Genomic DNA, 24,601 nt, shown 5'->3' on the forward strand with positions numbered 1-24,601 from the left:
GCTTTAATTACGTTTGTCAAAAAGGGCAATCAATGCTTTCACATAATCATCCTCGGTACGGACAGATACGGAGTCTACACGGCATTTCTTGAACGTATCGCTCATCTTCGCCTGCCGTTTCTCCCACCATTCCTTATAGGCCGCACGCACACGGGCGGAGGAACTGTCTATCCATCGCTCCTTCCCGGTCTCGGCGTCCTTGATCTTCATAAGTCCTACGGCGGGAAGCTCGGTCTCACGACGGTCGTACACCTGAATGGCTACCATGTCATGCTTGCGGTTGGCCACCGTCAGGGCGTCCTTGAAACCCTCCTTGTCGATAAAATCGGAGATGAGGAAAGCCGTGCAACGCTTCTTGATGGCGTTGGTCAAGTATTTCAACACTTGGCTGATATCCGTTCTTGTCTCCTCGGGATGGAAATCGATCAGCTCCCGGATAATATAGAGGATATGTTTCTTTCCTTTCTGGGGTGGGATAAACTTCTCGATCTTGTCCGAGAAGAACACCACGCCGATCTTATCGTTGTTCTGTATCGCCGAGAAAGCCAAGGTAGCGGCGATCTCGGTGATCACCTCCTTCTTCATGACGTTGACGGAGCCAAAGTCACGGCTACCGGACACGTCGATCAGCAGCATCACCGTCAGCTCACGCTCCTCCTCGAACACCTTGACGTAGGGGCGGACGTAGCGGGCGGTCACGTTCCAGTCGATATCCCGGATATCATCGCCGTACTGATATTCCCTCACCTCGCTGAACGCCATACCACGGCCCTTGAAAGCCGAATGGTACTGGCCGGCGAAGATGTTACGGGAAAGGCCACGGGTCTTTATCTCGATACGGCGGACCTTTTTTAATAATTCGCTTGTCTCCATTTAAGGAACTTCCACTTTATTTAGTATCTCGCTGATTACCTCCTCAGAAGTCAAGTTGTTCGCCTCGGCCTCATAACTCAAGCCGATACGATGGCGCATCACGTCGTGGCATACCGCACGGATATCCTCCGGGATCACATAGCCCCTGCGCTTGATGAAAGCGTACGCACGGGCGGCCAACGCCAAGTTGATAGACGCACGGGGGGAAGCGCCGAAAGAGATCATGCTCGCCAGGTTCGGCAAACCAGCCTCAGCCGGGAAACGGGTAGCGAAGACGATATCCACGATGTAACGCTCGATCTTCTCGTCCAAGTAAACCTCGCGAACCACGTTACGGGCGTCGAGGATCTCCTCTTTCGTCAAGATCGGCTTGATCTCCGGACGTTCTCCGGATATATTCTGGCGTATGATCAGTTTCTCCTCCTCCTTCTTCGGGTAATTGATGATCACCTTCAACATGAAACGGTCTACCTGCGCCTCAGGCAACGGGTACGTACCCTCCTGCTCGATCGGGTTCTGGGTAGCCATTACCAAGAACGGCTTCGGCAGCTTGTAGGTACGCTCGCTGATCGTGACCTGACGCTCCTGCATGGCCTCCAACAAGGCACTCTGCACTTTCGCCGGGGCACGGTTGATCTCGTCCGCTAACACAAAATTAGCGAAGATCGGGCCTTGCTTTACCTGGAACTCTTCGCTTTTCTGACTGTAAATCATCGTACCGATCACATCGGCCGGCAGTAAGTCCGGGGTGAACTGGATCCGGCTGTATTTAGCGTCGATCAACGACGACAATGTTTTAATGGCAAGTGTCTTAGCCAAACCCGGCACACCTTCCAACAGGATATGTCCGTCCGAAAGCAAACCGATCAACAAGGATTCAACCAAATGCTTTTGTCCGACGATTACTTTGTCCATGCCCATCGTAATCATGTTCACAAACGAGCTTTTACTCTCAATCCGCTCATTCAACTCACGAATGTCTACTGTCTGACTCATAAGATTTATTCTATTATATTGTTATTATATTGTCCCAATTTTACGTTGATTTTTTAGGATGCACAAAATTAGAAATGTTAAATTCGTATCCTTCACTTTTGCAGTTAAATAATACTAACCAACACTTCCTTGTTTTGTTTTATTTTACTTAAAAAAGGGGGATTTCTCTTACTCCCCGGCAAGTATCTCTGTTTGTAGGGCGGCGGCTTTCTCCCGCGACTCACGGCTCTTGGCGTCGATGCCATACGATTCCGGAGCGGGTATCTCGACCACGGTACCGATCGGGACGTTGTTCGGGTCTTTTATAACAGCCTTATTATGTTGGTAAATATACACCCAGAATAATTTATTGCCATAATATTCCAAGGCGATCATGGTGAGGCGGTCGCCATGCTCGATCTTCACCTGTCCCAATGGTTTGGGCTCCGGTTCCACATAAGGCTCCGGTTCCGTATGCCGGGTCTTCGCCGCTACCGAGTCCGGATGAAGCATCCAAGCTGGTTCTCGAACCGTGTCCTTGGCCGCATCCTTGGCTTCCGTTATCACCTCCTCCCGGGCAGGCGCCGGTTTCCGATCATTCCTTCCCAGATAGAAGAACACAGAGATTACGATTATCAAAAAGGCGACGATCATTAATACCCCCTTCTCCTCCGGTTTCCTACAGGCTCGCCCTTCCGGTCTCTCTGGTATGGGAGATGGCTCCGCTACCGGTTCAAGTTCCGGTTCTGATACCGATGGCGGCTCCGGATCAAACGCTTGCCCTGGCTCAGGCAATGGTTCGGGTTCTAGTGCCGGCTCGGGTTCCTCCTCGGGCCGGGTATCCGCTAAAGGGATCTCCTTATCCGGCATCACCTCCTCCACGGACTCGTCTTCCGTTTCCTTCTCCTCCACGGACTCATCCATGTCCGAGAAATCCACGTTCTCGCTGATTTCTGTCGTCTCAAAAATGGAGAAAGGCTTGTTTACCTGTTCCCGCAGGTCTTTATCCGGCAGGAAAGAGAATTTATAATGCGCAGGGATCAAGAAACGTTCGCCGGTATTCACGTGGATACTCTCCCGCTTCTCCACGGAGATAATCTTGAAAGTACCCAAGCCCTTTACTTTTACGATCTTATCCGTATAGACCCCTTCGGATACCACCGAGATGAAATCCCTCAAGAAACGCTCTACCTCTCCTCTATCCTTACCGGTACGCTCCGATAATAAACCGGCTAAATCTTGTATATTCAGCCGGTTATTCATGATCACCCAATTCCTTTAAACGGTTCTTCACGGTCGTTCCGGGCTTGAACACGGGAACTAATTTAGGGGGAACCAGATATCGCTTCCCGTTCGCGGGATTCACGGAAATACGTTCCGCTTTCTTTTTCACCTCGAACTGGCCGAAGCCTTGCAGATAGATCGTATCGTTATCCACTAATTTCGAACTTACGACGGAACTGAGCGCAGAAAGCATATCGGAAACTTCCTTCGAAGTCCAATCCATGCGATTCGCCAATTCCGTTATAAGTTCCTTGTTTTTCATATCTAATTCCATAACAGTTCGTGCTACTATATTAGTTATTTTTTCGTAAACCGACAAATATATTGACAGTTTTTACATCAACTCAACACTTTGCCATACAGATCAAACGCTTGTGCGTCAATCACCTTTACTTGGTGAAAACTGCCCGGGCTCAAGGAGGTCTCCTTGGAAATCAATATTTCCGGATCTACCTCGGGCGAGTCGTATTGCGTACGTCCCACGTAGAAATCCTCCTCCTCGCGGTCTACGACCACCCGGAAGGTCTGTCCCACTTTCGAGGCGTTCACGTCGGCGGAGATGCCTTCTTGCACACGCATCAGGTAGTCCAGCCGCTCTTGCTTCACCTCCTGCGGGATCTCGTCTTTATAATGCTTATAGGCGTAAGTACCCTCCTCGTGGCTATAGGCGAAAGCGCCCATGCGCTCGAAGCGGATATCTTTCACGAAACGGACCAATTCCTGGAAATCCTGCTCCGTCTCGCCGGGATGCCCCACCATCAAGGTGGTGCGCAGATGAATGCCCGGCACTTCCCGGCGCATACGCTCCAGCAGCTCATAGGTCTCGGCCTTCGTGATATTGCGGCGCATCATCCTCAACATCGGGTCGCTGATATGTTGCAGGGCGATGTCCATATACTTGCAGACGTTATCACGCTCACGCATCACCGGAAGCAGGTCGTAGGGGAAACGAGACGGATACCCGTAATGCAAGCGGATCCACTCCACGCCCGGGATGTCGGACACCCGCTCCACCAGTTCCGGCAGGGCCATCCGCTTATAGCGATCGAGGCCATAAAACGTCAGGTCTTGGGCGATCATCTGGAATTCTTTCACGCCTTGCGCCACCAAGCCACGCACCTCGTTCACGATCTCCTCCATCGGACGGGACTGGTAGGCCCCGGTTATGATCGGGATCGAACAGTAGGAGCAGGTACGGTTACATCCCTCCCCGATCTTCACGTAAGCGTAGTGCCTCGGGGTGGTGAGCACACGATCCGTAGCCAGCTCCTGATGATACGACTTGCCCAGATCAGAGATCAACTCCTTCCAATTGAATTTCCCGTAAAAACGATCCACCTCGGGAAGTTCCTTCTCCAGATCTTTCAAGAAACGCTCCGACAAGCACCCCATCACGAAGAGCTTCCCGATCCGTCCCTTCCGCTTTTGCTCGCCCAGCTCGAGGATCATATTGATAGATTCCTCTTGGGCGTCGCCGATGAAACCGCAGGTATTCACCACCACGATCTCGCCATTGATCTTATGGGGATCATGTTCTACCGTATAGCCGTTGGCGACGAACTGGCGCATCAATTGCTCCGAGTCCACAAGGTTCTTCGAGCACCCCAGCGTGATAATATCTACTTTATTTTTTCTCATTCTCCAAATAACGAATTGACAAACTCACGTTTGCGGAATACTTGCAAATCCTCCATCCCCTCGCCCAGTCCGATATATTTCACGGGGATACGGAAATGGTCGGAGATACCGATCACGACACCTCCCTTGGCGGTACCGTCCAGCTTGGTCACTGCCAAGGCGTTCACCTCGGTGGCGGCGGTAAATTGTTTCGCTTGCTCGAAGGCGTTCTGCCCGGTAGAGCCGTCCAATACCAGCAAGATCTCGTGGGGAGCGTCCGGAACCACCTTCTTCATCACGTTCTTGATCTTGGTAAGCTCGTTCATCAGGTTGATCTTGTTATGCAGACGTCCGGCGGTATCGATAATCACCACGTCGGCATCGTTCGCCTTGGCGGAGTTCAACGTATCGAAAGCCACGGAAGCGGGGTCCGAGCCCATGTTCTGCTTCACGATAGGTACGCCTACCCGCTCGCTCCAGATCACCAACTGCTCCACGGCGGCGGCACGGAACGTATCGGCGGCGCCCAGATAGACCTTCTTGCCGGCTTTCTTGAACTGGTAGGCCAGCTTGCCGATCGTGGTCGTCTTACCGACCCCGTTCACGCCCACTACCATGATCACGTAGGGTTTCTTGCCCTCCGGAAGCGCGAATCCCTCGGCATCCTCCGTATTGTTCTCCGTCAGCAAGCTGGCGATCTCGTCACGCAGCAACGTGGTCAGTTCTTGGGTGGTGACATATTTGTCACGGGCTACACGCTTCTCGATGCGATCGATGATTTTCAACGTGGTATCCACACCGACATCCGAGGTGATCAGCACTTCCTCCAAATTATCCAACACATCGTCGTCTACCTTGCTCTTACCGGCGATCGCCTTGGTAATCTTGGAGAAAACGCTCTCTTTTGTCTTCGACAGACCTTTATCCAAGGTTTCCTTCTTGTCCTTACTGAAAAAGCTAAAAATACCCATATTTATTTTGTTTCTGTTTTTAATCCATCCTGTTCTTATAATCCTCATAGCCGAACGTACGGTACATCACCAGCCGGTCGTCCTTGTCCCAAAGGGCCAAGGATGGATGCGGTATGCCGTTGAACATATTCGTCTTCACGATCGTGTAGTGGATCATATCCTCGAAAATCAGCTTGTCGCCGATCTCCAGGGGTTTGTCGAACGACCAATCCCCCATATAATCACCGCTCAAACAGCTATTTCCCCCGATCCGGTAGGTAGGTTTCCCTTCCACGGCATCCGTGGCGAAACGAATCGCCGGTTTGTAGGGCATCTCCAAGCAATCCGGCATATGGCAGGTGAACGAGGCGTCGATAATCGCCGTCTTGACACCGTGGTTCTCCACGATGTCCACCACGGTTGTCAGCAAGAACCCGGTTTGCCAAGCGAAGGCACTGCCCGGCTCCATGATCAACTCCAAGTGCGGATATCTCTCCTTGAAGCCTTTCAGCAAAGCGATTAAATGCTCCACGTCGTAATCCTTACGGGTCATCAAGTGCCCGCCTCCCATATTCAGCCACTTGACGTGAGGCAGGAAACGGCCGAAACGCCTCTCCACCTCGGCCAGCGTCCGCTCCAGATCATAGGAAGTGGACTCGCACAAGGTATGGAAATGCAACCCCTCGACACCCTCCGGCAACGTATCACCCAACAGGTCGCAGGTCACCCCCATCCGGGAACCCGGGGCGCAAGGATTATACAAGTCCGTCTCCACGTCCGAGTATTCCGGATTGATCCGCAATCCGCAAGACACCCGGCTACCATCCGCCCGCACCATCGGATAAAAACGATGGAACTGAGAGAGCGAGTTGAACGTGACGTGACTGCTGTACCTCAAGATCAACGGGAAATCGGCCTCCGTATAGGCCGGGGAATAGGTATGCGCCGGACTTCCCAGCTCCTCGAAGGCCAACCGGGCCTCGAACTTAGAGCTCGCCGTCGAAAAAGGGATGTACTCACGTACGATCGGGAACGCTTTCCATAAAGCGAATGCCTTAAAAGCCAATATGATATTCACCCCCGCACGTTCTTTCACGCTCTTGATCAAGGACAGGTTGTTTCTCAGTAATTTCTCCTCCATCACATAGCAAGGCGAGGGTATCTTGTTGATGTCTATCATGCTGTATCTCAGTATTTCATAATGAATATGCAAATATAGCGAAAACATTCGGAGAAAGCAAGGTTTCCGCTCCGAAAAAGCAATAAAAAAACGACTATTTTTTTCATTTAAAGACTATTGTGTTTAGCCCCGGACACTATTGTGCTTGGCGGCGGACACTATTGTATCCAACCGCGAACACGCTTGTGTCTTTTTCTCTTTCTTTCAAAAAAAAACGGTGGCATTTTATGCCGCCTATTCTATTTCTTTTTTTTTTAATATATTTATAATATTAAGAGCAGTGCGAAATGCAGTGCGAAAAAAGAGAACCATTTTTGCATAAAAAACTAAAAAACAATACGTTATCTGTTCGAATAGCAGTGCGAAATGCAGTGCGAAGTACAATGCGGCCCGTGGCATGCTTGGTCATGCCACGGGCTAACATTCAATCATCCAGCACGATAAGCTTAGCGAACTTCAATAGCAATTGCTTTTGCCCGAAATGATCGAAGGCCACCGTAGCCTTCGCGTTGCCCCCCTCTCCTTCTATCGAGACGATCCTACCTTCCCCAAAACGATCATGGCGAACCTTGGACCCTACATGTAAGCCCGATAGATCCGTGGCCGGAGCCGCCGAAAAGCACGATTCCATCGTGTTTTTTAGCTTCGTAAGATGCCCTTGACGCTGTGCCGCTTGCTTCACGGGCGACACGAAATCATCCTCAACCGCCCTTCGTTGCCGGAATGGAGAGGTAAAAGCCGGGCGCCCGTAGCGTTCACCGGCCGAGGCGAATGCGTCTGAAGCACCGGCATCCGAAGGCATATCCAGATACCTGGCGTCTATATCCTTCAAGAAACGGCTGGGCGTACACATATCCGTCTTTCCGTTACGATAGCGGCTCTTCGCGTAGCTCAATACGCAATTCTGCTCCGCACGGGTAATCGCCACGTAGAACAAACGGCGCTCCTCCTCTACCGCTCTCGGGTTATCTTTCGACAGGGACGAGGGGAATAGGTCTTCCTCCATCCCTACCACGAAAACATTCGTGAACTCCAACCCCTTGGCGGCATGCACGGTCATCATCGTGACCTTGTCGGAGTTTTCCTCTTTATCGTTATCCTGATCGGTGAGCAAGGATACCTCCGCCAAGAAGTCGGACATGGCGACTTGCTCCATGCCCTCCTCACGCCGGATCTCGCAGAACTCGGCGATACCTTTCAGCAACTCCTGCAAGTTCTCTTGCTTGCTCACGCCCTCTACGGAGCGGTCTTGAAACAGGTCGGAAACGATGCCGCTGCGCTTCACCACCAAGGTGGCCAATTCCTCCGCGGAGAGTTTTTTATCCTCTTCAATGAAAGCTTCAATCAAACTCCGGAAATCGCTCAATTTCTTGGCCGTACCATTGTTTATTGGCAACGAGTATTCCAAGGGGGCCTGAAGCACGGTCCACAGGCTTACCCCGTATTCGGTAGCGGCGCCGACGAGCTTGCCTACCGTCGTATCCCCGATTCCCCGGGTGGGATAATTGATGATCCGTTTCAAGGCCTCCTCGTCGTGCGGATTCACGATCAGGCGGAAGTAAGAGATCACGTCCTTGATCTCTTTCCGCTGGTAAAAAGACAAGCCGCCGTAGATCTTGTAAGGGATGCCCCGCTTTCGCAACGCCTCTTCCAAGATACGGGACTGGGCGTTGGTACGATACAGGATGGCGAAATCAGCGTACGAGAACTTCCCCAATATCCCGCGCATCTCGTTGATCCGGGCGGATACGGCGTAGCCCTCCTCATAATCGGAGTACGAGGTGAAGACACTCACCTTGCTGCCCGCCTCCTTCTCGGAATAGACCGTCTTGGGTATCTGACGTGTATTCTTGTCGATCAGGCTATTGGCGGCGTTCACGATATTCTGGGTGGAACGGTAGTTCCTCTCCAGCTTGAAGATACGGCAACCGGTATACAGATTCTTGAATTGCAGGATGTTATCTATATTAGCGCCTCGGAAGGAATAGATGCTTTGGGCATCGTCCCCTACCACGCAGATATGGCCGTGCCCCTCGCAAAGCCGTTGCACGATCAGGTGTTGGGCGAAGTTCGTATCCTGATACTCGTCCACCAACACATACCGGAAGAAGTTCCGGTATTTCTCCAACACGGCCGGATGATCCCGAAACAGGATATTGGTTTGCAGCAACAGGTCGTCGAAGTCCATCGCTCCCGCTTGCAGGCAACGGCTCTGGTAACGTTTGTAGATTTCCCGGAGCAAGGGGACCTTGGCGTTCATATCGCTCTCCACGAGCTCTTTATTGTGCTCGTAGGCCGTATAAGTGATCAAGGAGTTCTTCGCGTTGGAGATCCGGTTCTGCACCATCCCGATGCGGTACACCTTATCATCCAGTTGCATTTCCTTGATGATGGATTTCAGCAGGCTCTTGGAGTCTGTGGCGTCATAAATCGTGAAATTGGAAGGGTAACCGATATGCTCCGCCTCGTTCCTGAGGATACGGGAGAAGATGGAATGGAAGGTTCCCATCCATAGCCGACGGGCCGTTTGCTCACCGGTGATGGCCGCGATACGCTCTTTCATCTCCCGGGCCGCCTTATTGGTAAAGGTCAGTGCCAAGATACTATAGGGAAGCAATCCCAATTGCAATAAATAAGCGATCTTATAGGTCAGTACCCTTGTCTTTCCGGAGCCCGCCCCGGCCACGACCAAGGATGGCCCCTCATTGTAAACCACCGCTTCCCGCTGGCTCTCATTCAGTTGATTCAAAAATTCTTCCACATTCATCCGTTTTAGGGATACAAAATTAGGGAAAATAAGCGATTCCGCATAAAAAAGTTGGGCAGGTCGTCGATAATATATACATTTGCCTGCATATAATCAGTAGTATTAACCAAAACAAGAGACTATGGGGAAATGGGAAATTTTGAGAAAATAATTATTAAGAAAGAGCGGGACAAGATCAGGAGGGAGACTTTAGGGAAGTTCTTTTTTGATTTGGCTAAGTTGGTTTTCGCCGCTATAGTATTGGGAGAAATACTCCTTTTGCAAGAGAATGTTTTTGATAAGAGTTGTTGGGTCATGATAATGACAGGTCTTAGTGTCACCTATTCATTAGCTTGGTTAGGAAATAAAATTTTAAAATAAAAGAATATGATATTAAATCCATTAAGTGCCCTATTCTTAGTAGTAGGAATTATTACAGGTTTATTTATCGCTTGGCTTTACACAAAGCCCGGCAAGAAATGGTTGGATGAGTTATGATACCGTAGGTGGTGTGCCATATTGTGGATCATGGCACACCATCTTCCTTAAAATGTAAGGGCGGGGTCTGCCCACCCTTATAGAATTAGAATACGGTAACTTCCTGCCCTGCGGTATTCGCACGGATTAAATAATCGTACATCGCCTCGCAATACACCGGAGGCAGGTAGAAGCGGCCCGGATAGACCACGCAAAGACTGATTTTCACGGTCACTTGACGGCCTGCCGGCAGACGGTCTATATAACTGTACACACGATCGTCACGAATATCCTGATAATTCACTCCGGCGGTCAAGCTGTCCGTAGCGGACTCATTCAAGAAACGGGTATTCAGTATTTCCCAACCGGCAGGGAAGATCTCCGATACGACCAAATTAGTATATCCCCGGGCAGAGGGGTTCTTTACCGTAACCACGGCAGAGAAGTTCGTACCTTGCTCCAATTTGGCGATATCGACCGGACGGCCGTTCAAGTCCACATAGCTAACCGCCAACGAGACTCCGTTCGCATACGCTTTCTCCTCTCCCTGCTCCGGTATTCCCTCGGTTATGATACGGGCGAAGAGCGTAGATTTACCCGTGTTCTTCAACTCGACGCTCGCCGAGGTTCCCGCCTTATCCAATAAGGTCTCGGACCATATATGCTTATCCGTCCTCATCTGCCCGTCCTTTCCGCCACAAGCGTACGTGAAATCCATGGCCCCGTCTACCCGATATCTAGCGAGGTAGTCGGACAAGGCAACTAAAGCGAATGCCGTAGATTGTGTGCTCAACCAATCATTCGAAGAAAGTTGTTTGGACAATTCTTCCACCAAGGTAGCGGCCTCCTTGCCCTTGTTCAATAAGCAAAGCGTCATTAACTGGATGGATTGATCCCGGACATCACTGCCGAACGTCTCGTCATACTCGGAATAACCGGAAGGAAGAGCCGTCGTCTTGCTGATCAGGTCTTGAGCGACATCCTCACGGCCGACCAAGGCATAGGCGGAAGCTAGCGACCAGCGACTCATGGAGGCCAAGTCTTTCATCTCTTTCAAGCGGTTCATGGCACCCATCTCCGGCGACCCGGCCAAAGCCAATACATACAGGCGATAGGCTTGCGTAGCCTCTTCCGAATCTTTATAATAAGAGGTAACCGGCTTCCAATTACGGGCTGCCCGGCGTAAGTTATTCAATACGCTTTGTCTCATGGCCTCGGGAACCAAGTAACCTCTCTTCGAGGCCTCCAGCAAGAAATGAGTAGCGTAAACCGTACCCCAGCCATTGCTGCTCGTTCCACCCGGCCAATAGGCGAAAGCCCCATCTACGGTCTGGTAAGAGCGCAGACGGCGGATCACCTCTTTCACGGCCTCCTCCGTGGATTTCGCCTGTTGAGGGGTCAAATCCGTAAACGAGGAGATATAAAGCTGCGGGAATCCTTTCGAGGTGATCTGTTCCAGACATCCGTGCGGATAATCCAACAAATAAGATAGACGTGAGGATAAGTTCACGGGGGCGATATCCGACACTTCTAAGGTCAACTGGTTCGTACCCGCGGCACCCGGCATCGCAACCGTCTCTTTCCAAGACTTGCCGGCCTCCAAGGTAGCGGCGGTAACTTTCACTTGCGGGCGGCGTACCGTACGGATCTCGAGCTCCGTCTCATAAACGGATTTATCCCCCTTGCCCGTAGCGGTTATCGTTACCTTCCCGATACCCGGGTTCTTCTTCACCCGGATACGGAACGAGGCCTGCCGATCCCCTTTCCGCTCGAAGCTCAAGCTCTTCGTCGCCTCGCCGACCACTTCCATATTCGAGCTGCAAGCGATAGATACATTCACGGCCCCTACGCCATCCTCGGTAGCGAATACCGTAGCGGGTACTACCATCTCCTCGCCCACGCCGATCACCCGGGGCAAGGTTCCCAGCAGCATTACGGGCTTACGTACCATCACGCTCTTATCGGCATGTCCATAAGCCTCTCCGTTTCCGGCTACCACCATGATCTTGACACGCCCGTTATAATTCGGCATCTGATAGGTATGCCGGGCGGTCTTCCCCTTCTTCAGCAAGAACGGGCCGTCAAACCGGACCACGGGCTTGAAGCGGTTCACGATCGCTTTCGGGCCTTTGTTCAGCGCATCGTCGCCGCCGATACTGAACAATTGCTCGATACGGCCGCCGTAAGCGCCAACCACGTAGTTATACAAATCCCATGTATTCACGCCCAACGCTTCCCGGGCGTTAAACGCCTTCCAAGGCTCCGGCGTACGGAAACGGGTCAGGTCCAGCAAGCCCTCGTCCACGATCGCTAGCGTATAAGCCATCTCCTTTCCATTCTTCTCGGAGACGGAGACGGTATAAGAGGCATCCGGTTTCAGCTCGGCGGGAGATTGGATGACCGGGGTCAGATGGCTGTCCGGAGAAGTTACCGTGAACGGGACCACGCCGTACAAGCGGATCGGCAAATCGTTCTTCGTGATGCCATGAGGCTGCAAAAGGGTGATATAGACGTAAGCGTTCGGCTGCATATCTTTCGTCACATCCAGTCTCACGGTCGTTTGCTTATCCTCGCACGTATGCTCTGTCAAGGAAAGGACACGCACGCCGTTCTCTATACTGATAATCGCACGGCTTCCTTTCGTAGAGGGGAAAGTGACCACCATCTTCTCGCCGGGCGTATAACTATCCTTATCGGTCTTGAAACTAAGCATCGTGGCAGACCCGCTGCCATCAGCGTTACGTCGGCCCTCGTTATAAGGCCAGTCGAAATAACTCATCACGCCGGTAGAGTGCTTGCTATCCTTATCTTTCACGGAGATGAAATACGTTCCCCACTCCTTATCCGGGAACGAGAGCCGGAACGTACCCCGTCCGTTCCCATCCGTACGAATGGTAAATGTCTTTACCGGCTTATTGTAGAAATCCGATACGTAATTGGCCAGACCGCTCCTGTTGGAGTCCCACCACCAATACCAATAGACCTTATATATCTTCACGTCTAACTCCGTATTCGTTTGCGGCTTTCCCAAATAGTCAACGGAAGCGACCTCGTAGGTGTAATCAGTCCCGGTATTTAGTTGTTCCTTGTCTTTCTGCGGAGACTTGATACCGGCATACCGGCGATAAGGCGAGTAAAGCATCCGATCCGCGTCGATACTGAAATCGCCGGATTCCTCATAGACCCGGGTCACTAGGTTTGCCAGCAACATTCCGGGAGCGGTAGAACCCAGCTCGAAGCGGGCTTGTACCGTGGCATCGCCCCGCTCATTGGTAACGCCGGAGATCAGCTTGCTCTCTTCCGTATTAAATACACGGGAAGGATCGTCGAAATAGAACCCCTTATACCCCTCGAAGGTAGTCGGGGTAGCGATAAAGGTACCTTGTATATCATATTTCAAGTTACGGGCGATAGCTCCTTGCAGCCATTCCACATGCAGGCGGGCATCCATAGGCTCACCACGCAACAAGGTCTTCTCCGGCATGGATAAGGCGATCTTCAGGCGGTTCGGCTTGATGGACTCGATGCGGAAGCGCTTCGAGAAAGAGACACCACCCACTTGTACCTTCACGTTCCAAGCGCCTGTAGGAGCGTCCGCTTCGGTAACGAAATCGAAGGCGTAAAGCCCCAGCTCGCCACGGGTCTGCGTCTTACGGGCATACATTTGCCCTAACGGGTTGTACAGTTCCATCACCACCGGATGCTCTGCCGGCAATTGCTTCGCCCGGTCGTTCAGCATAAAGCCCAGATGCAACGTATCACCCGGACGCCATACGCCCCGCTCGCCATAGATAAAGCCCTTGATCCCTTTCTGGACAACCTCGCCCGATACATCGAACGAACTGAGCGAGAGAGCCGATCCGTTATCCACCCGCAGGTAGGAACGCTGGGTTCCCTGTGAGGCGATCAGGTAGAACGGACGTCCCGAGGCGAGATCCAGCCGTACCTGCCCCTTGTCATCGGTCGTGCCTGAGGCCAACGACTGGTGTTGGTAATTATAGGCGGTAACCGTAACTCCTCGCTCCGGCTCCGTACTCTGTATGTTATGCACCAACACGGTCATATCATTATCCTGCCCCATCATGGCGACCAGTCCCAAATTGGTAGCCAAGATATTCTTTCCCTCCACCTTATTAAAGTAATAACTGTCCGAGCAAGGATCACTCCGTTTCTCCCAATTATAATCAGACCAATCATACCGGCGATAATAGTAATACCCTCCCTCGTCAAAACGGGCGGACTCTTCCTTGAAACGGATCTCGTCCGAGGCCAAGATCTGCTCCTTCGAGATCTTCACCGTATCATTCCCGCAAGGATAGGCCGACAAAGGCCGGTCAAACGAAAGCTCCAGACGGTAGATAGCGCCCGGTTCAGGCTCGATCAACCGCTTTAAATCGACCGCGAACGTATTCCACCGGGACAGGTCAAGACCCTCCTCATCCAAGAAGATCGTCTTACGGGCGACCAAGCGTCCGACACGCATCAGCTCCCCGGACTCATCCAAGTTGTTCGATTGCAGGAACTGACCGATATTCTGCTCCAATATCTTGATGACGCTCACCGTAACCCCTCGCAAATAAATCGCTTGGAAAGGAACGGATAATTGCGTGGATTGCGGGATGATCACTCCTTTCCCGATAAAACGGACGTTGGGTTTCTGCTCGTCGGCTACCACTTGACGTACGACGGCCTCCTTTAGGTTCAAGCCGCTTTTACCGCGGATGCCTTGGTTCAGATGGATGTTCATCACACCTTTCTCCCGCAAGTCGGCGTCCGGATACAGGCGTAGTTTGTTGCCATCCACGTTTACGGTCTCCGAGGTATTGCCGGCGATAAAAGCCAAGCCTCTCATATCTTGGGCCGAGTCCAATAATTTCGTGAAAGCTACTTCCACGTAGCGTTCCGGGCCGGATACATATACCACGTCGTATACAGAGAAATCATTCTGATCCGGAATGCTCACCGACACGACATCAGCCTTTTCCACGCCAAGTTTATTAGAAGAGACGGAAAGCCTAAGCGTCCGTTCCCCCTCCATCCCGGCGTGGACATTAGCCAAGGTTACCTCATGTTTCTTCCCGTCCGGGCTATGTTGCCAAGTAGCGTCTACCTTCTCCGAGAAATCCACCAACGACTCCACCGTCTCCGGAGATTCCTTATCCGGCGTAAAAAGCACGGCGGTCAGATCGTACCCATTCTCGTTTTTCTTGTTGATATCCATCGCTTCCAGATTTCCCCGGAGGGCTAAAGGGAGCGTGGTAAAACCAAAAGCGAACCGCTTATCCTTACCTTCCGCCTCAAACCATTCGGACAAATCGGCTTTCACCTGATAAGCGGTATTTCGCTCAAAGCCTTTCTCCGGCTTGAATACCAACGTCCGGTTATTCTCGAAAGCCCATCGTCCCGGCACATCGGGCTCGAGGCGCACGAGTTTCCCCAATCGGTCCGCCTTTAACCGATCCGCCGGGATCTCTTGATTAAAGATCAGGTAAACGGGAGAATACCGGGAAATCTTCCCGGTAGTAAACGCCTCCACGTTCGGATTATAAGGAGGAAGATCTTGATCCGTGGAGCTTGTCGTATTACAACTTGTCAAAAGAGACAAGAGACAAAGCACGCAGAATAAACCGATAGATCGTATCATACACATGAATGTTTAAATGGTTAATCCACAAATGTACATAAATAGAAGGATTTCTCTCCTATATTTTCAGACAAACTGATATTTTTCGTACATTTGTTCTACATATGTTTTATTCAAACAACCTTATACATCATGCCCAAGAAACTATACAAGGAAATCCCCACCGACTACGCCGTCTGCCAGCAACAAGATTGCCCTCGGGCCGGGAAGTGCCTACACCAGATCGCCTACCGGCCACTCATCGAACAACCGGCAACCGTGTTACGGCTGCTGAACCCCATCCTCTGTACCCGGGACGAGGCTTGTCCCTACTTCCGAGACTCCGCTCCCGTCACCTACGCACGGGGCTTCACCGGGATGCAGAGCCGGATGTTCCCCGCGCAATACCAGCAATTCATGTCGATACTCCTGTCCCACTTCGGCCGCAACCCTTACTTCGAGCGGCGAAGAGGCGAGTCGCCACTCTCACCTAAAGAGCAAAGAATCGTGCTAAACGCCCTACGACAGGCTGGGGTGACGGAAGATCTAAGGTTCGATCATTATGAGGAGAGTGTCAATTGGTATGATTGAGGCAGTACTGCGCAGGAAGTACCGCAGTACTTTGCGCACAGTACTACAGTACTTCCTACGGAGTACTGGCAGATGCCTCAGCCATCTATCCAAGTCGCTATTACCGAGGCCGGGACGAGTGTCATGGCACCTCCTCGCATCCCTTTTGGGGATCGGCGGGGCGGCGTGGTGTGTCATGTATGGCATCGTGCCCCGGCAATTATTTCCCGGCCCCTGCTCTACCTTACTATATTCGGCCGAAGGTGAGCTTCTAGGCGCCCGTATCGCAACGGACGGGCAATGGCGTTTCCCGGCGGCGGATAGCTTGCCCGACAGATTCGTGGATTGCTTGCTCACGTACGAGGACAAACGGTTCTTTTACCATCCCGGTATAGACCCCGCCGCCCTCTTCCGGGCGATCCGCTTGAACGGGAAAGCGGGGCGTGTGGTGAGCGGAGGAAGTACCTTGACCATGCAATTGGCACGCATAGCGAGAGGAAACCAAGACCGGACCTTCTACGAGAAAACGATCGAGATGTGCTGGGCGCTCTTTCTGGAAACCACCCATAGCAAACGAGAGATATTGAACCTCTATGCCTCGCACGCTCCCTTCGGGGGAAACGTGATCGGGCTGGAGACCGCCGCATGGCGTTATTTCGGGCGAAGCGCCTCCGAGCTATCGTGGGCCGAGAGCGCTACGCTGGCCGTCCTTCCCAACTCCCCCGCCTTGATCCACCCCGGAAGAAACCGGAAACAACTGAAGGAAAAGCGGGATCGCCTGTTGGCTTCCCTTCAGAAGAAAGGCGTATTGGAGGAAACCGAATACGAGCTGGCCTGCATGGAGCCACTCCCCGAAGCCCCTGTCCCGTTACCCAACGACGCCCCTCACCTGTTGGAAAGACTGGCCGCGGAACAACCGGGGCAACGCATCCAAACCTCCGTCCGCCAAGCCCTGCAACGGCAGACACAGGCCCTCGTAAACCGTTATGCCCGTGAATACAGTTCCAACCATATCTATAATCTGGCGGCGATCGTAGCGGACGTGGAGACCGGGGAGGTATTGGCCTACGCCGGAAACGCTACCTATCCGGCCGACGAGCGGCGGGGGAACCAAGTGGACATCATCACCTCGCCCCGCAGCACGGGAAGCATCCTAAAGCCCTTCCTGTATGCCGGTATGCTGCACGACGGGCTGTTGCTCCCCTCTATGCTGGTATCGGACGTGCCCTTGAATATAAACGGTTTCTCCCCCCAGAATTACAACAAGACATTCTACGGGGCGGTACCGGCCCATGTAGCCATCGAACGCTCCTTGAACGTCCCCTTGGTACGTATGCTCTCCCGGTATAATACCGGACGCTTTATGTTTTTGCTGAAATCATGGGGAATGACTACCTTGCGCTTCTCCGAGGAGCATTACGGGGCCTCCCTGATCTTGGGAGGGGCCGAGGGAACCTTATGGGATCTTTCCGGCATGTATGCCTCCATGTCTCGTGTGCTTAAACATTACCGCACTTACAACGGACGCTATCATCCGGCGGACATCCATCCGCTGACTCCCTTTCCGGCGGAGAGGAAGGAACCCATCCGTTCCCTTACCGATAGCCGGCTCACCGATAAGGCGCTCCTTTCCTCCGCGGCCCTGTGGTACACGTTCGAGGCGATGTCCGCCCTTAACCGTCCCGAGGAAGAGGCCGACTGGCAACAATTCGAGTCGATGAAACGGATCGCATGGAAGACCGGGACGAGTTACGGGGGACGAGACGCTTGGGCGATCGGCACGACTCCCCGCTACGTCGTCGGCGTATGGGCAGGTAACGCTTCCGGCGAGGGCCGTCCGGGACTTACGGGTGTCGGCAACGCCGCCCCGGTCCTTTTCGATCTCTTTTCCCTATTGCCCGGTGGCGAATGGTTCGACCTGCCCTACGATGAGACGCTTCCCATGGCGATCTGCCGGAACAGCGGACATAAAGCCTCGCCCTACTGCGAGCAAACGGACACCTTATACATGCCGCTGTCCGGCAATAACACGGGGGTCTGCCCCTACCATAAGCTCGTACATCTATCGGCGGACGGACGGTACAGGGTCAATAGTTCCTGCGAGTCTGTCGACCGGGTGATCAGCCGCCCGTGGTTCGTGCTTCCTCCCGCACAGGAGTATTACTACCGCAACTATCACATCGATTATGTCCCGCTCCCTCCCATAAAACCCGGCTGCGGACAAGACCTGAACCGCCAGATCGAACTGATCTATCCCGAGCATAACGCCATTCTCTACCTTCCGAAAGGCTTCTCCGGGAAGTCCGAGAAATTTATCTTCAAGGCCGCCCACGCCCGCCGTGACGCTACGATTTACTGGCATCTGGACGAAAGCTATCTGGGAGAGACCACCGAGAATCACCAGATCAGTTGCTCCGTGAGCCAAGGGAAACATCTCCTTACCCTCATCGACAACGAGGGGAACCAGAAGAAAATACAATTCGAGGTCAAGTAAAAAAAGAGGTATAAAGCGCAACCAAAGGCTTATAGGATGTGTTTAAATACAAAGCATCAGAACTTTTAAATAAAATATAAAACTATAGTTATGGGATTTATTTGGTCTATTATCATCGGTATCGTTGCCGGCTATCTGGCTGGTAAGATTATGCGTGGAGGAGGTTTCGGGGTCATTGTTAATTTGATCCTAGGTATTATCGGAGGCGTATTGGGCGGCTGGGTATTCAGCTTACTAGGCATATCGGCCGGTGGCATCTTGGGAAGCTTGATAACCTCTACGGTCGGAGCTATTTTGTTATTATGGATCGGCTCGCTATTCAACAAGTCCAAAAAGGTTTAAGAAGGCGTGCCCGATTATCAAATCATATCATATAAAGGGCAGTCCCGAAAGACTGCCCTTTTATTTAGATCGTTTCCACTTTTTCTTTAGGTAAAACCCATTTCAATACCAGATAACCGCAAAGGCCGGATATAAACGATCCCGTGAATACACCCAGTTTCGCCTGATTCAAGAGATCGGCACCCACCGCTGAATTAGCGTCAAAGGAAAGATTCGCTATGAACAAGGCTACCGTGAAACCGATTCCTCCCAACATGGATACCCCAAATAAATTGCGTTTGCTCATACCTGTAGGCATGGAAGCGAATGGCGTACACGCAAACAAGTAAGAGAAAGAGAATATACCCAATGTCTTTCCGGCAAATAAGCCCATGAACACCGCTAACGGCACATTAACCAACGTCTGGGGGTGGATGTCTCCAAATGTCACACCGGCGTTCACGAATGCGAATAAAGGAAGTATCACATAGTTTACCAAAGGATGCAACTTATCAGCGATGGTCTGCAACGGGCTGATCGTCTTATCCGCCAACGTATGGATGTTATTCAATACCTGAATCTGTGTAGGCGTAAGCACTTCCGCTTTACGAGACTGACGAACCTCGGTATAGTCCAGCATATTCAAATACCCGGTCATATCACACGTGAAATCATCCAGCTTGACAACCGGACGGGCAGGAACCGTAAAGGCGATCAACACGCCGGCGATTGTCGGATGGATTCCTGATTCCAGAAATAGCAGCCAAACGATAAAGCCACCGATATAGAAAAACAATCGGTTGTGTACCCGGAACTTTCCTCCCACATACAACAAAGCGAGGACTATCAGGGATATCAACAAAGGCTCGAAAGCGATATGCCCGCTATAAAACAGGGCGATAATTATAATACCCCCAATATCGTCCACCACAGCCAAGGCGGTTAAGAAGATACGCATGCTCAACGGCACCCGTTTCCCTAACAAGCCCAATACGGCCAAGGCGAAAGCGATATCCGTAGCCATCGGAATAGCCGCCCCGTTTACCTCGGGAGGCGTATTACAGACTAACATATAAAATAAGACCGGCACGATCATTCCACCACAGGCGGCAATGATAGGCAATAACGCCTTCCGCACGGAACTCAACTCACCGATCAATACCTCTTGCTTGATTTCCAGACCGATCACGAAAAAGAAAACCGCCATAAGGGCGTCGTTCACGAAAGCCAGCATAGACATGGTCTCGCCATGATGCGCAAAGAAGTTAAACTGCCCGGCTTGCAGATCAATCGGAAAAGCTAATAATAGATGATACCTATCTGCCCAAGGCGAATTGGCCAAGACCATAGCGACGATGGTGGCGGCAAATAATAAAAGACTAGCGTTCGGCTTCTGTATAGCGAAGCGACGCAACGGTTTAAGGATAACTTTAATTGTACGATCCATAATAAAGTGTTTTTTCTATTAATTGACAGCTTTGGCTTTTCCTGCTTGCTCCAGGTTATAAGCGCTGCGTGTGAGTTTCTCTACCCAGATGACAAATATACCAGTTAAAATTAAATTAACACAATAGTTAACACAGAAATTATCAACCTCGGGTCTTATCAATCTCGAACTCACTAGCCTTGTCTCTACAAAAAACAATTGAAAATTAAATTAGTTGACCGCTTGCTACCCTTTTAGATAAGCGGTCTCAACCTTTAACAAGCGATTTTTGAGGCGTTCGGCCTCCCCTTTACGGATACGAAGCGTCATCTCACAATCCATCTCGAACTTCTGTGAGATGATAGCGGGGCTATCCTCTTTCACGATACGCATGATCCCGTTCAGGTATGGGTATTCGAAAACAACCGTGATATCCTCGTCCACCGTACGTTCCTCGATCTCGGCGGCGGCGATAGCCTCGGCGGCGGCCGTGCGATAAGCGACGATCAGGCCGCTGGTCCCTAACTCGATACCACCAAAGTAACGTACTACGACAATCAACAAATCGGTCAGTTCATTCGAGTTGATCTGTCCGAGGATCGGTTTCCCGGCCGTGGAAGAAGGCTCCCCGTCATCGTTGGCCCGGAACGTCTGCCGCTCTGGGCCTAACACATACGCCCAGCACACATGGCGGGCATCATAATATTGTTTACGGTATTTCTCCAGTTGCTCCTTCACCTCTTCTACCGTACGCACGGGTATAGCATACGAGATAAAGCGGCTGCGCCTCTCGGTATAATATCCCTCGGCTACTCGCTTGATGGTCTTGTAACTGTCGTCTGCCATAAATCAATCCGGTATTTTAGTTTTAGACACTTCCTCCCGGTACGCCCGGAAATCTTTCATGATCTCTTCGATCTCCTCGATGAAATAAGTATCCTTCACCTTATTTCTCACCTCCTCGTAATAGGTCTCTATGGCAGCCAACGCACATACGTCCTGCCCTCTCAGCACGAAGTAAGGTTCCTCCTTCTCCACGCACTGCTTGATCATTTGTATAGGATTCCTCATTTTTTCTTATTTGCTATATCTAACTCTTCTTTCAAGAACGGAGCCGTAAACCCGACACCACTCTCCGCTAAAGCCTCCGGAGTCCCGGTGAAAAGGACGTTACCTCCACGACGCCCCCCCTCAGGGCCCATATCGATCAAGTAGTCGGCGCTTTTGATAACATCGAGGTTATGTTCGATAACGATGATCGTATTGCCTTTATCCACTAGCTTGTTCAATACCCCCAGCAAGACCCGGATATCCTCGAAGTGCAGACCGGTGGTAGGCTCATCCAACACATAAAGCGTCTTTCCCGTATCCCGCTTCGCTAATTCGGTAGCCAGCTTGACACGTTGGCTCTCGCCGCCGGATAAGGTCGTGGAGGGCTGCCCCAGCTTGATATACCCCAGACCTACATCCTGCAAGACCTTGATCTTGGATAAGATCGTCGGGATATTCTCGAAGAACTCCACGGCCATATTGATCGTCATATCCAAGATATCCGCGATAGACTTCCCACGGAAACGAACCTCTAGGGTCTCCCGGTTATATCGCTTGCCATGACAATCCTCGCAAGGCACCAGCACGTCCGGAAGGAAATTCATCTCGATCGTCTTATAGCCATTTCCCTTACAGGTCTCGCACCGTCCACCCGATACGTTAAAAGAGAAACGTCCCGGCTTATACCCTCTCACCTTCGATTCCGGAAGTTCCACGAACAGATTCCGGATATCCGAGAATACCCCGGTATAGGTCGCCGGGTTACTCCGGGGGGAACGACCGATCGGAGATTGATCCACGTTCACGATCTTATCGACATGCTCGATTCCCTCAATGGCGTCGTATGCCAAGGGGTCTTCCAGCGAGCGATAGAAATGCTGGCTCAAGATCGGTTGCAGCGTACGGTTAATCAAGGTAGACTTTCCGCTACCCGACACACCCGTGACGCAAATAAGCGTACCCAAGGGGAAAGACACGTCCACATGCTTCAGGTTATTACCACAGGCTCCCTTGATCGTAATGAACTGCCCGTTACCTTTCCTACGTTCGGCAGGAACGGCTATCTCCGTGTTCCCGTTCAAATAGGAAGAGGTCAAGGTATCTACACGCAACATCTCCTTGGGGGTTCCCTCGAAGACAACCTCGCCACCCAGACGGCCCGCTTTAGGCCCCATATCCACCACGTAATCGGCACTCAGCATCATATCCTTATCATGCTCCACGACGATCACGGAGTTTCCCGTATCACGCAATTGTTTCAGGGAATTAATCAAACGGACGTTGTCCCGTTGGTGCAAACCGATGCTCGGCTCATCCAATATATAAAGTACGTTCACCAATTGGCTTCCGATCTGGGTAGCCAGACGGATACGCTGGCTCTCGCCACCGGACAAGGTAGCGGAACCCCGGTTCATGGAAAGATAATCCAATCCCACATCCAGCAAGAAGCGCAGGCGGGAGCGTATCTCCTTCAATATCTCCGTAGCGATCCGAAGCTGTTTCGGGTCTAGCTTCTCCTCAATACCCTCCAGCCACTCATATAATTCCGAGATATCCATGGCCGACAACTCGGCGATATTCTTTCCCGCTATCCGGTAGCTCAACGCCTCCTTATTCAACCGCCAGCCGTTGCACTCCGTACAAGTGGCCATCTTGATGAATTGTCCCGCCCATTTCTGCGCCGAGGCGGACGCCTCGCTCTCCTGTTGCATCAGGATATACTTGGCGACTCCCTCATACGACAAGAAATAGTTAGACGATCCCAACGAGTCGTTCTTGATCTGCAACCGCTCGTCCGTACCGTTCATGATCTCATCCATCGCCTCCTCGGGGATATCTCGTATAGGCGTCTTGATCGTCACGCCATGCTTTTGGCAAAGCGCATCGATCTGCCAGAATATCAACGAATTCTTATATTTGCCCAAGGCTACGATACCACCGCTATAGATACTCAAGGAAGGATCGGGAACGATCTTATCCATATCCAGCAAATTGACCTGTCCCAGACCTTTACACTTCGGACACGCCCCTTGAGGGGAATTGAACGAGAAATTATGCGGAGCCGGCTCACTGTAAGACAATCCGGTCACCGGGTCCATCAGGCGACGGCTATAATGGCGGACCTCATTCGTCTCGGTATCCAGTATCAGCACGAGGCCATCGCCTTGCTTCATGGCGATCTTCAAGCTCTCTTTCAGGCGACGCTCGTCTGTCTCGGAGACAATCATCTTATCGATCACCACTTCGATACTGTGCATCTTATAACGATCCAGCTTCATTCCATGGAAGATCTCTTTCAACTCGCCATCGACACGGACGTTCAGATATCCTTTTTTACGTATCTGCTCGAAAAGTTCTTTATAATGTCCCTTTCGATTACGGACCAGCGGAGCCAGGAGATACGTTTTTTTTCCGTTGTACTCATCCAAGATCAACCGTAAGACTTGATCCTCGGTATATTTCACCATCTTCTCCCCGCTCAAATAGGAATAGGCCTCTCCTGCCCTAGCGTAAAGCAAACGGAAAAAGTCGTAGATCTCGGTAGTCGTGCCGACAGTGGAACGAGGATTCTTATTGGTTGTCTTTTGCTCGATGGAGATAACCGGACTCAGACCCGTTATCTTATCTACATCGGGTCGCTCCATATTCCCTAAGAAATTCCGGGCGTAAGCCGAGAATGTCTCCACATACCGCCTTTGCCCCTCGGCGAAAATCGTATCGAACGCCAATGAAGACTTGCCGCTACCACTCATGCCGGTAATCACCGTTAACTTATTCCTCGGAATCTCTACATCTATATTCTTCAGATTATGAACACGTGCGCCAAGTACGGATATGCGCCCGCCTTCCAATGCCTGTTTATCTTTTACCATTTTTACCTATCTGATTTAGGGGCCGTAAAGATACGAAAAAAACAGAAGCCAATCAAACTTTCCGGCAAATCATAGCATGATCTCCGCCACTTCCTTCCGCCTATTTACTCCCTTTATCCTTCACCTCCAGCCAGGGAGAGGG

General features: G+C 51.6%; 17 protein-coding genes and 1 pseudogene. 4 read left to right on the forward strand and 14 right to left on the reverse strand.

The annotated features are described in order from the left end of the window. Window positions 1–3: 3 nt before the first annotated feature. From E5342_RS05440 to E5342_RS05475, 8 genes are all read right to left on the reverse strand, one after another. The gene (locus E5342_RS05440) at window positions 4–873 is read right to left on the reverse strand and encodes a DUF58 domain-containing protein (protein ID WP_008772274.1); all 870 of its coding nucleotides are present in this window, start codon (window positions 871–873) and stop codon (window positions 4–6) included. Then, window positions 874–1,869 carry an AAA family ATPase gene (locus E5342_RS05445; RefSeq protein WP_121734562.1) on the reverse strand — a complete coding sequence of 332 codons (996 nt, stop codon included), beginning with the start codon at window positions 1,867–1,869 and terminating at the stop codon, window positions 874–876. Window positions 1,870–2,037: 168 nt separating this feature from the next. Next, window positions 2,038–3,111 (reverse strand): HU family DNA-binding protein, encoded by a 1,074-nt coding sequence (locus E5342_RS05450; protein ID WP_135958988.1) that lies wholly within the window; start codon window positions 3,109–3,111, stop codon window positions 2,038–2,040. Continuing rightward, complete coding sequence (locus tag E5342_RS05455; RefSeq protein WP_008778384.1) at window positions 3,104–3,394, reverse strand: HU family DNA-binding protein; 291 nt, start codon at window positions 3,392–3,394, stop codon at window positions 3,104–3,106. Before E5342_RS05455 ends, E5342_RS05450 begins: the two co-directional genes overlap by 8 nt. A 77-nt stretch (window positions 3,395–3,471) precedes the next feature. Further along, a complete protein-coding gene (rimO, locus tag E5342_RS05460; protein ID WP_121734564.1) occupies window positions 3,472–4,770 on the reverse strand; it encodes a 30S ribosomal protein S12 methylthiotransferase RimO in 1,299 nt (432 codons plus the stop codon). Further along, complete coding sequence (gene ftsY, locus E5342_RS05465; RefSeq protein WP_121734565.1) at window positions 4,767–5,720, reverse strand: signal recognition particle-docking protein FtsY; 954 nt, start codon at window positions 5,718–5,720, stop codon at window positions 4,767–4,769. The genes rimO and ftsY overlap by 4 nt, the downstream gene beginning before the upstream one ends. Window positions 5,721–5,739: 19 nt before the next feature. Beyond that, window positions 5,740–6,879, reverse strand: a complete 1,140-nt coding sequence (nspC, locus tag E5342_RS05470; protein ID WP_121734566.1) for a carboxynorspermidine decarboxylase — start codon at window positions 6,877–6,879, stop codon at window positions 5,740–5,742. A 424-nt stretch (window positions 6,880–7,303) separates the two neighbouring features. Continuing rightward, window positions 7,304–9,646, reverse strand: coding sequence for a UvrD-helicase domain-containing protein (locus tag E5342_RS05475; protein WP_121734567.1), 2,343 nt, complete (start codon window positions 9,644–9,646; stop codon window positions 7,304–7,306). Window positions 9,647–9,775: 129 nt separating this feature from the next. Here E5342_RS05475 and E5342_RS20120 point away from each other — a divergent pair, with 129 nt between their 5' ends. Next, on the forward strand, window positions 9,776–10,006 hold the full coding sequence (locus E5342_RS20120) for a DUF6722 family protein (protein ID WP_005857263.1): 231 nt from the start codon (window positions 9,776–9,778) through the stop codon (window positions 10,004–10,006). A 202-nt stretch (window positions 10,007–10,208) separates the two neighbouring features. Here the strand turns inward: E5342_RS20120 and E5342_RS05485 are convergent, their stop codons facing one another. Further along, complete coding sequence (locus E5342_RS05485; RefSeq protein ID WP_135958989.1) at window positions 10,209–15,746, reverse strand: alpha-2-macroglobulin family protein; 5,538 nt, start codon at window positions 15,744–15,746, stop codon at window positions 10,209–10,211. A 132-nt stretch (window positions 15,747–15,878) separates the two neighbouring features. On the opposite strand from E5342_RS05485, the gene E5342_RS05490 reads away from it, so the two are divergent. The 3 genes from E5342_RS05490 to E5342_RS05500 all read left to right on the forward strand — a co-directional run bounded on the left by E5342_RS05490 (window position 15,879) and on the right by E5342_RS05500 (window position 19,131). After that, window positions 15,879–16,316 (forward strand): DUF6078 family protein, encoded by a 438-nt coding sequence (locus E5342_RS05490; RefSeq protein WP_135958993.1) that lies wholly within the window; start codon window positions 15,879–15,881, stop codon window positions 16,314–16,316. Continuing rightward, window positions 16,288–18,789 carry a penicillin-binding protein 1C gene (gene pbpC, locus E5342_RS05495; protein WP_432707215.1) on the forward strand — a complete coding sequence of 834 codons (2,502 nt, stop codon included), beginning with the start codon at window positions 16,288–16,290 and terminating at the stop codon, window positions 18,787–18,789. Before E5342_RS05490 ends, pbpC begins: the two co-directional genes overlap by 29 nt. A 90-nt stretch (window positions 18,790–18,879) precedes the next feature. Further along, window positions 18,880–19,131 carry a GlsB/YeaQ/YmgE family stress response membrane protein gene (locus E5342_RS05500; protein WP_121734571.1) on the forward strand — a complete coding sequence of 84 codons (252 nt, stop codon included), beginning with the start codon at window positions 18,880–18,882 and terminating at the stop codon, window positions 19,129–19,131. Window positions 19,132–19,195: 64 nt separating this feature from the next. Here the strand turns inward: E5342_RS05500 and nhaA are convergent, their stop codons facing one another. The 5 genes and pseudogenes from nhaA to uvrA all read right to left on the reverse strand — a co-directional run bounded on the left by nhaA (window position 19,196) and on the right by uvrA (window position 24,459). Next, entirely contained in the window at window positions 19,196–20,557 is a 1,362-nt protein-coding gene (nhaA, locus tag E5342_RS05505; protein WP_121734572.1) for a Na+/H+ antiporter NhaA, read from the reverse strand. Window positions 20,558–20,575: 18 nt separating this feature from the next. After that, window positions 20,576–20,709: pseudogene (locus E5342_RS20125) on the reverse strand (sodium:proton antiporter); the annotation flags it as partial. Window positions 20,710–20,782: 73 nt separating this feature from the next. Continuing rightward, entirely contained in the window at window positions 20,783–21,382 is a 600-nt protein-coding gene (locus tag E5342_RS05515; RefSeq protein WP_135958990.1) for an IMPACT family protein, read from the reverse strand. A 3-nt stretch (window positions 21,383–21,385) separates the two neighbouring features. Further along, window positions 21,386–21,607 (reverse strand): hypothetical protein, encoded by a 222-nt coding sequence (locus tag E5342_RS05520; RefSeq protein WP_135958991.1) that lies wholly within the window; start codon window positions 21,605–21,607, stop codon window positions 21,386–21,388. Continuing rightward, a complete protein-coding gene (gene uvrA / locus E5342_RS05525; protein ID WP_135958992.1) occupies window positions 21,604–24,459 on the reverse strand; it encodes an excinuclease ABC subunit UvrA in 2,856 nt (951 codons plus the stop codon). The genes E5342_RS05520 and uvrA overlap by 4 nt, the downstream gene beginning before the upstream one ends. Between the last annotated feature and the right edge of the window lie 142 nt (window positions 24,460–24,601).

Source organism: Parabacteroides distasonis (assembly GCF_004793765.1).
In the GTDB taxonomy this organism is placed as follows: Bacteria; Bacteroidota; Bacteroidia; order Bacteroidales; family Tannerellaceae; genus Parabacteroides; species Parabacteroides distasonis_A.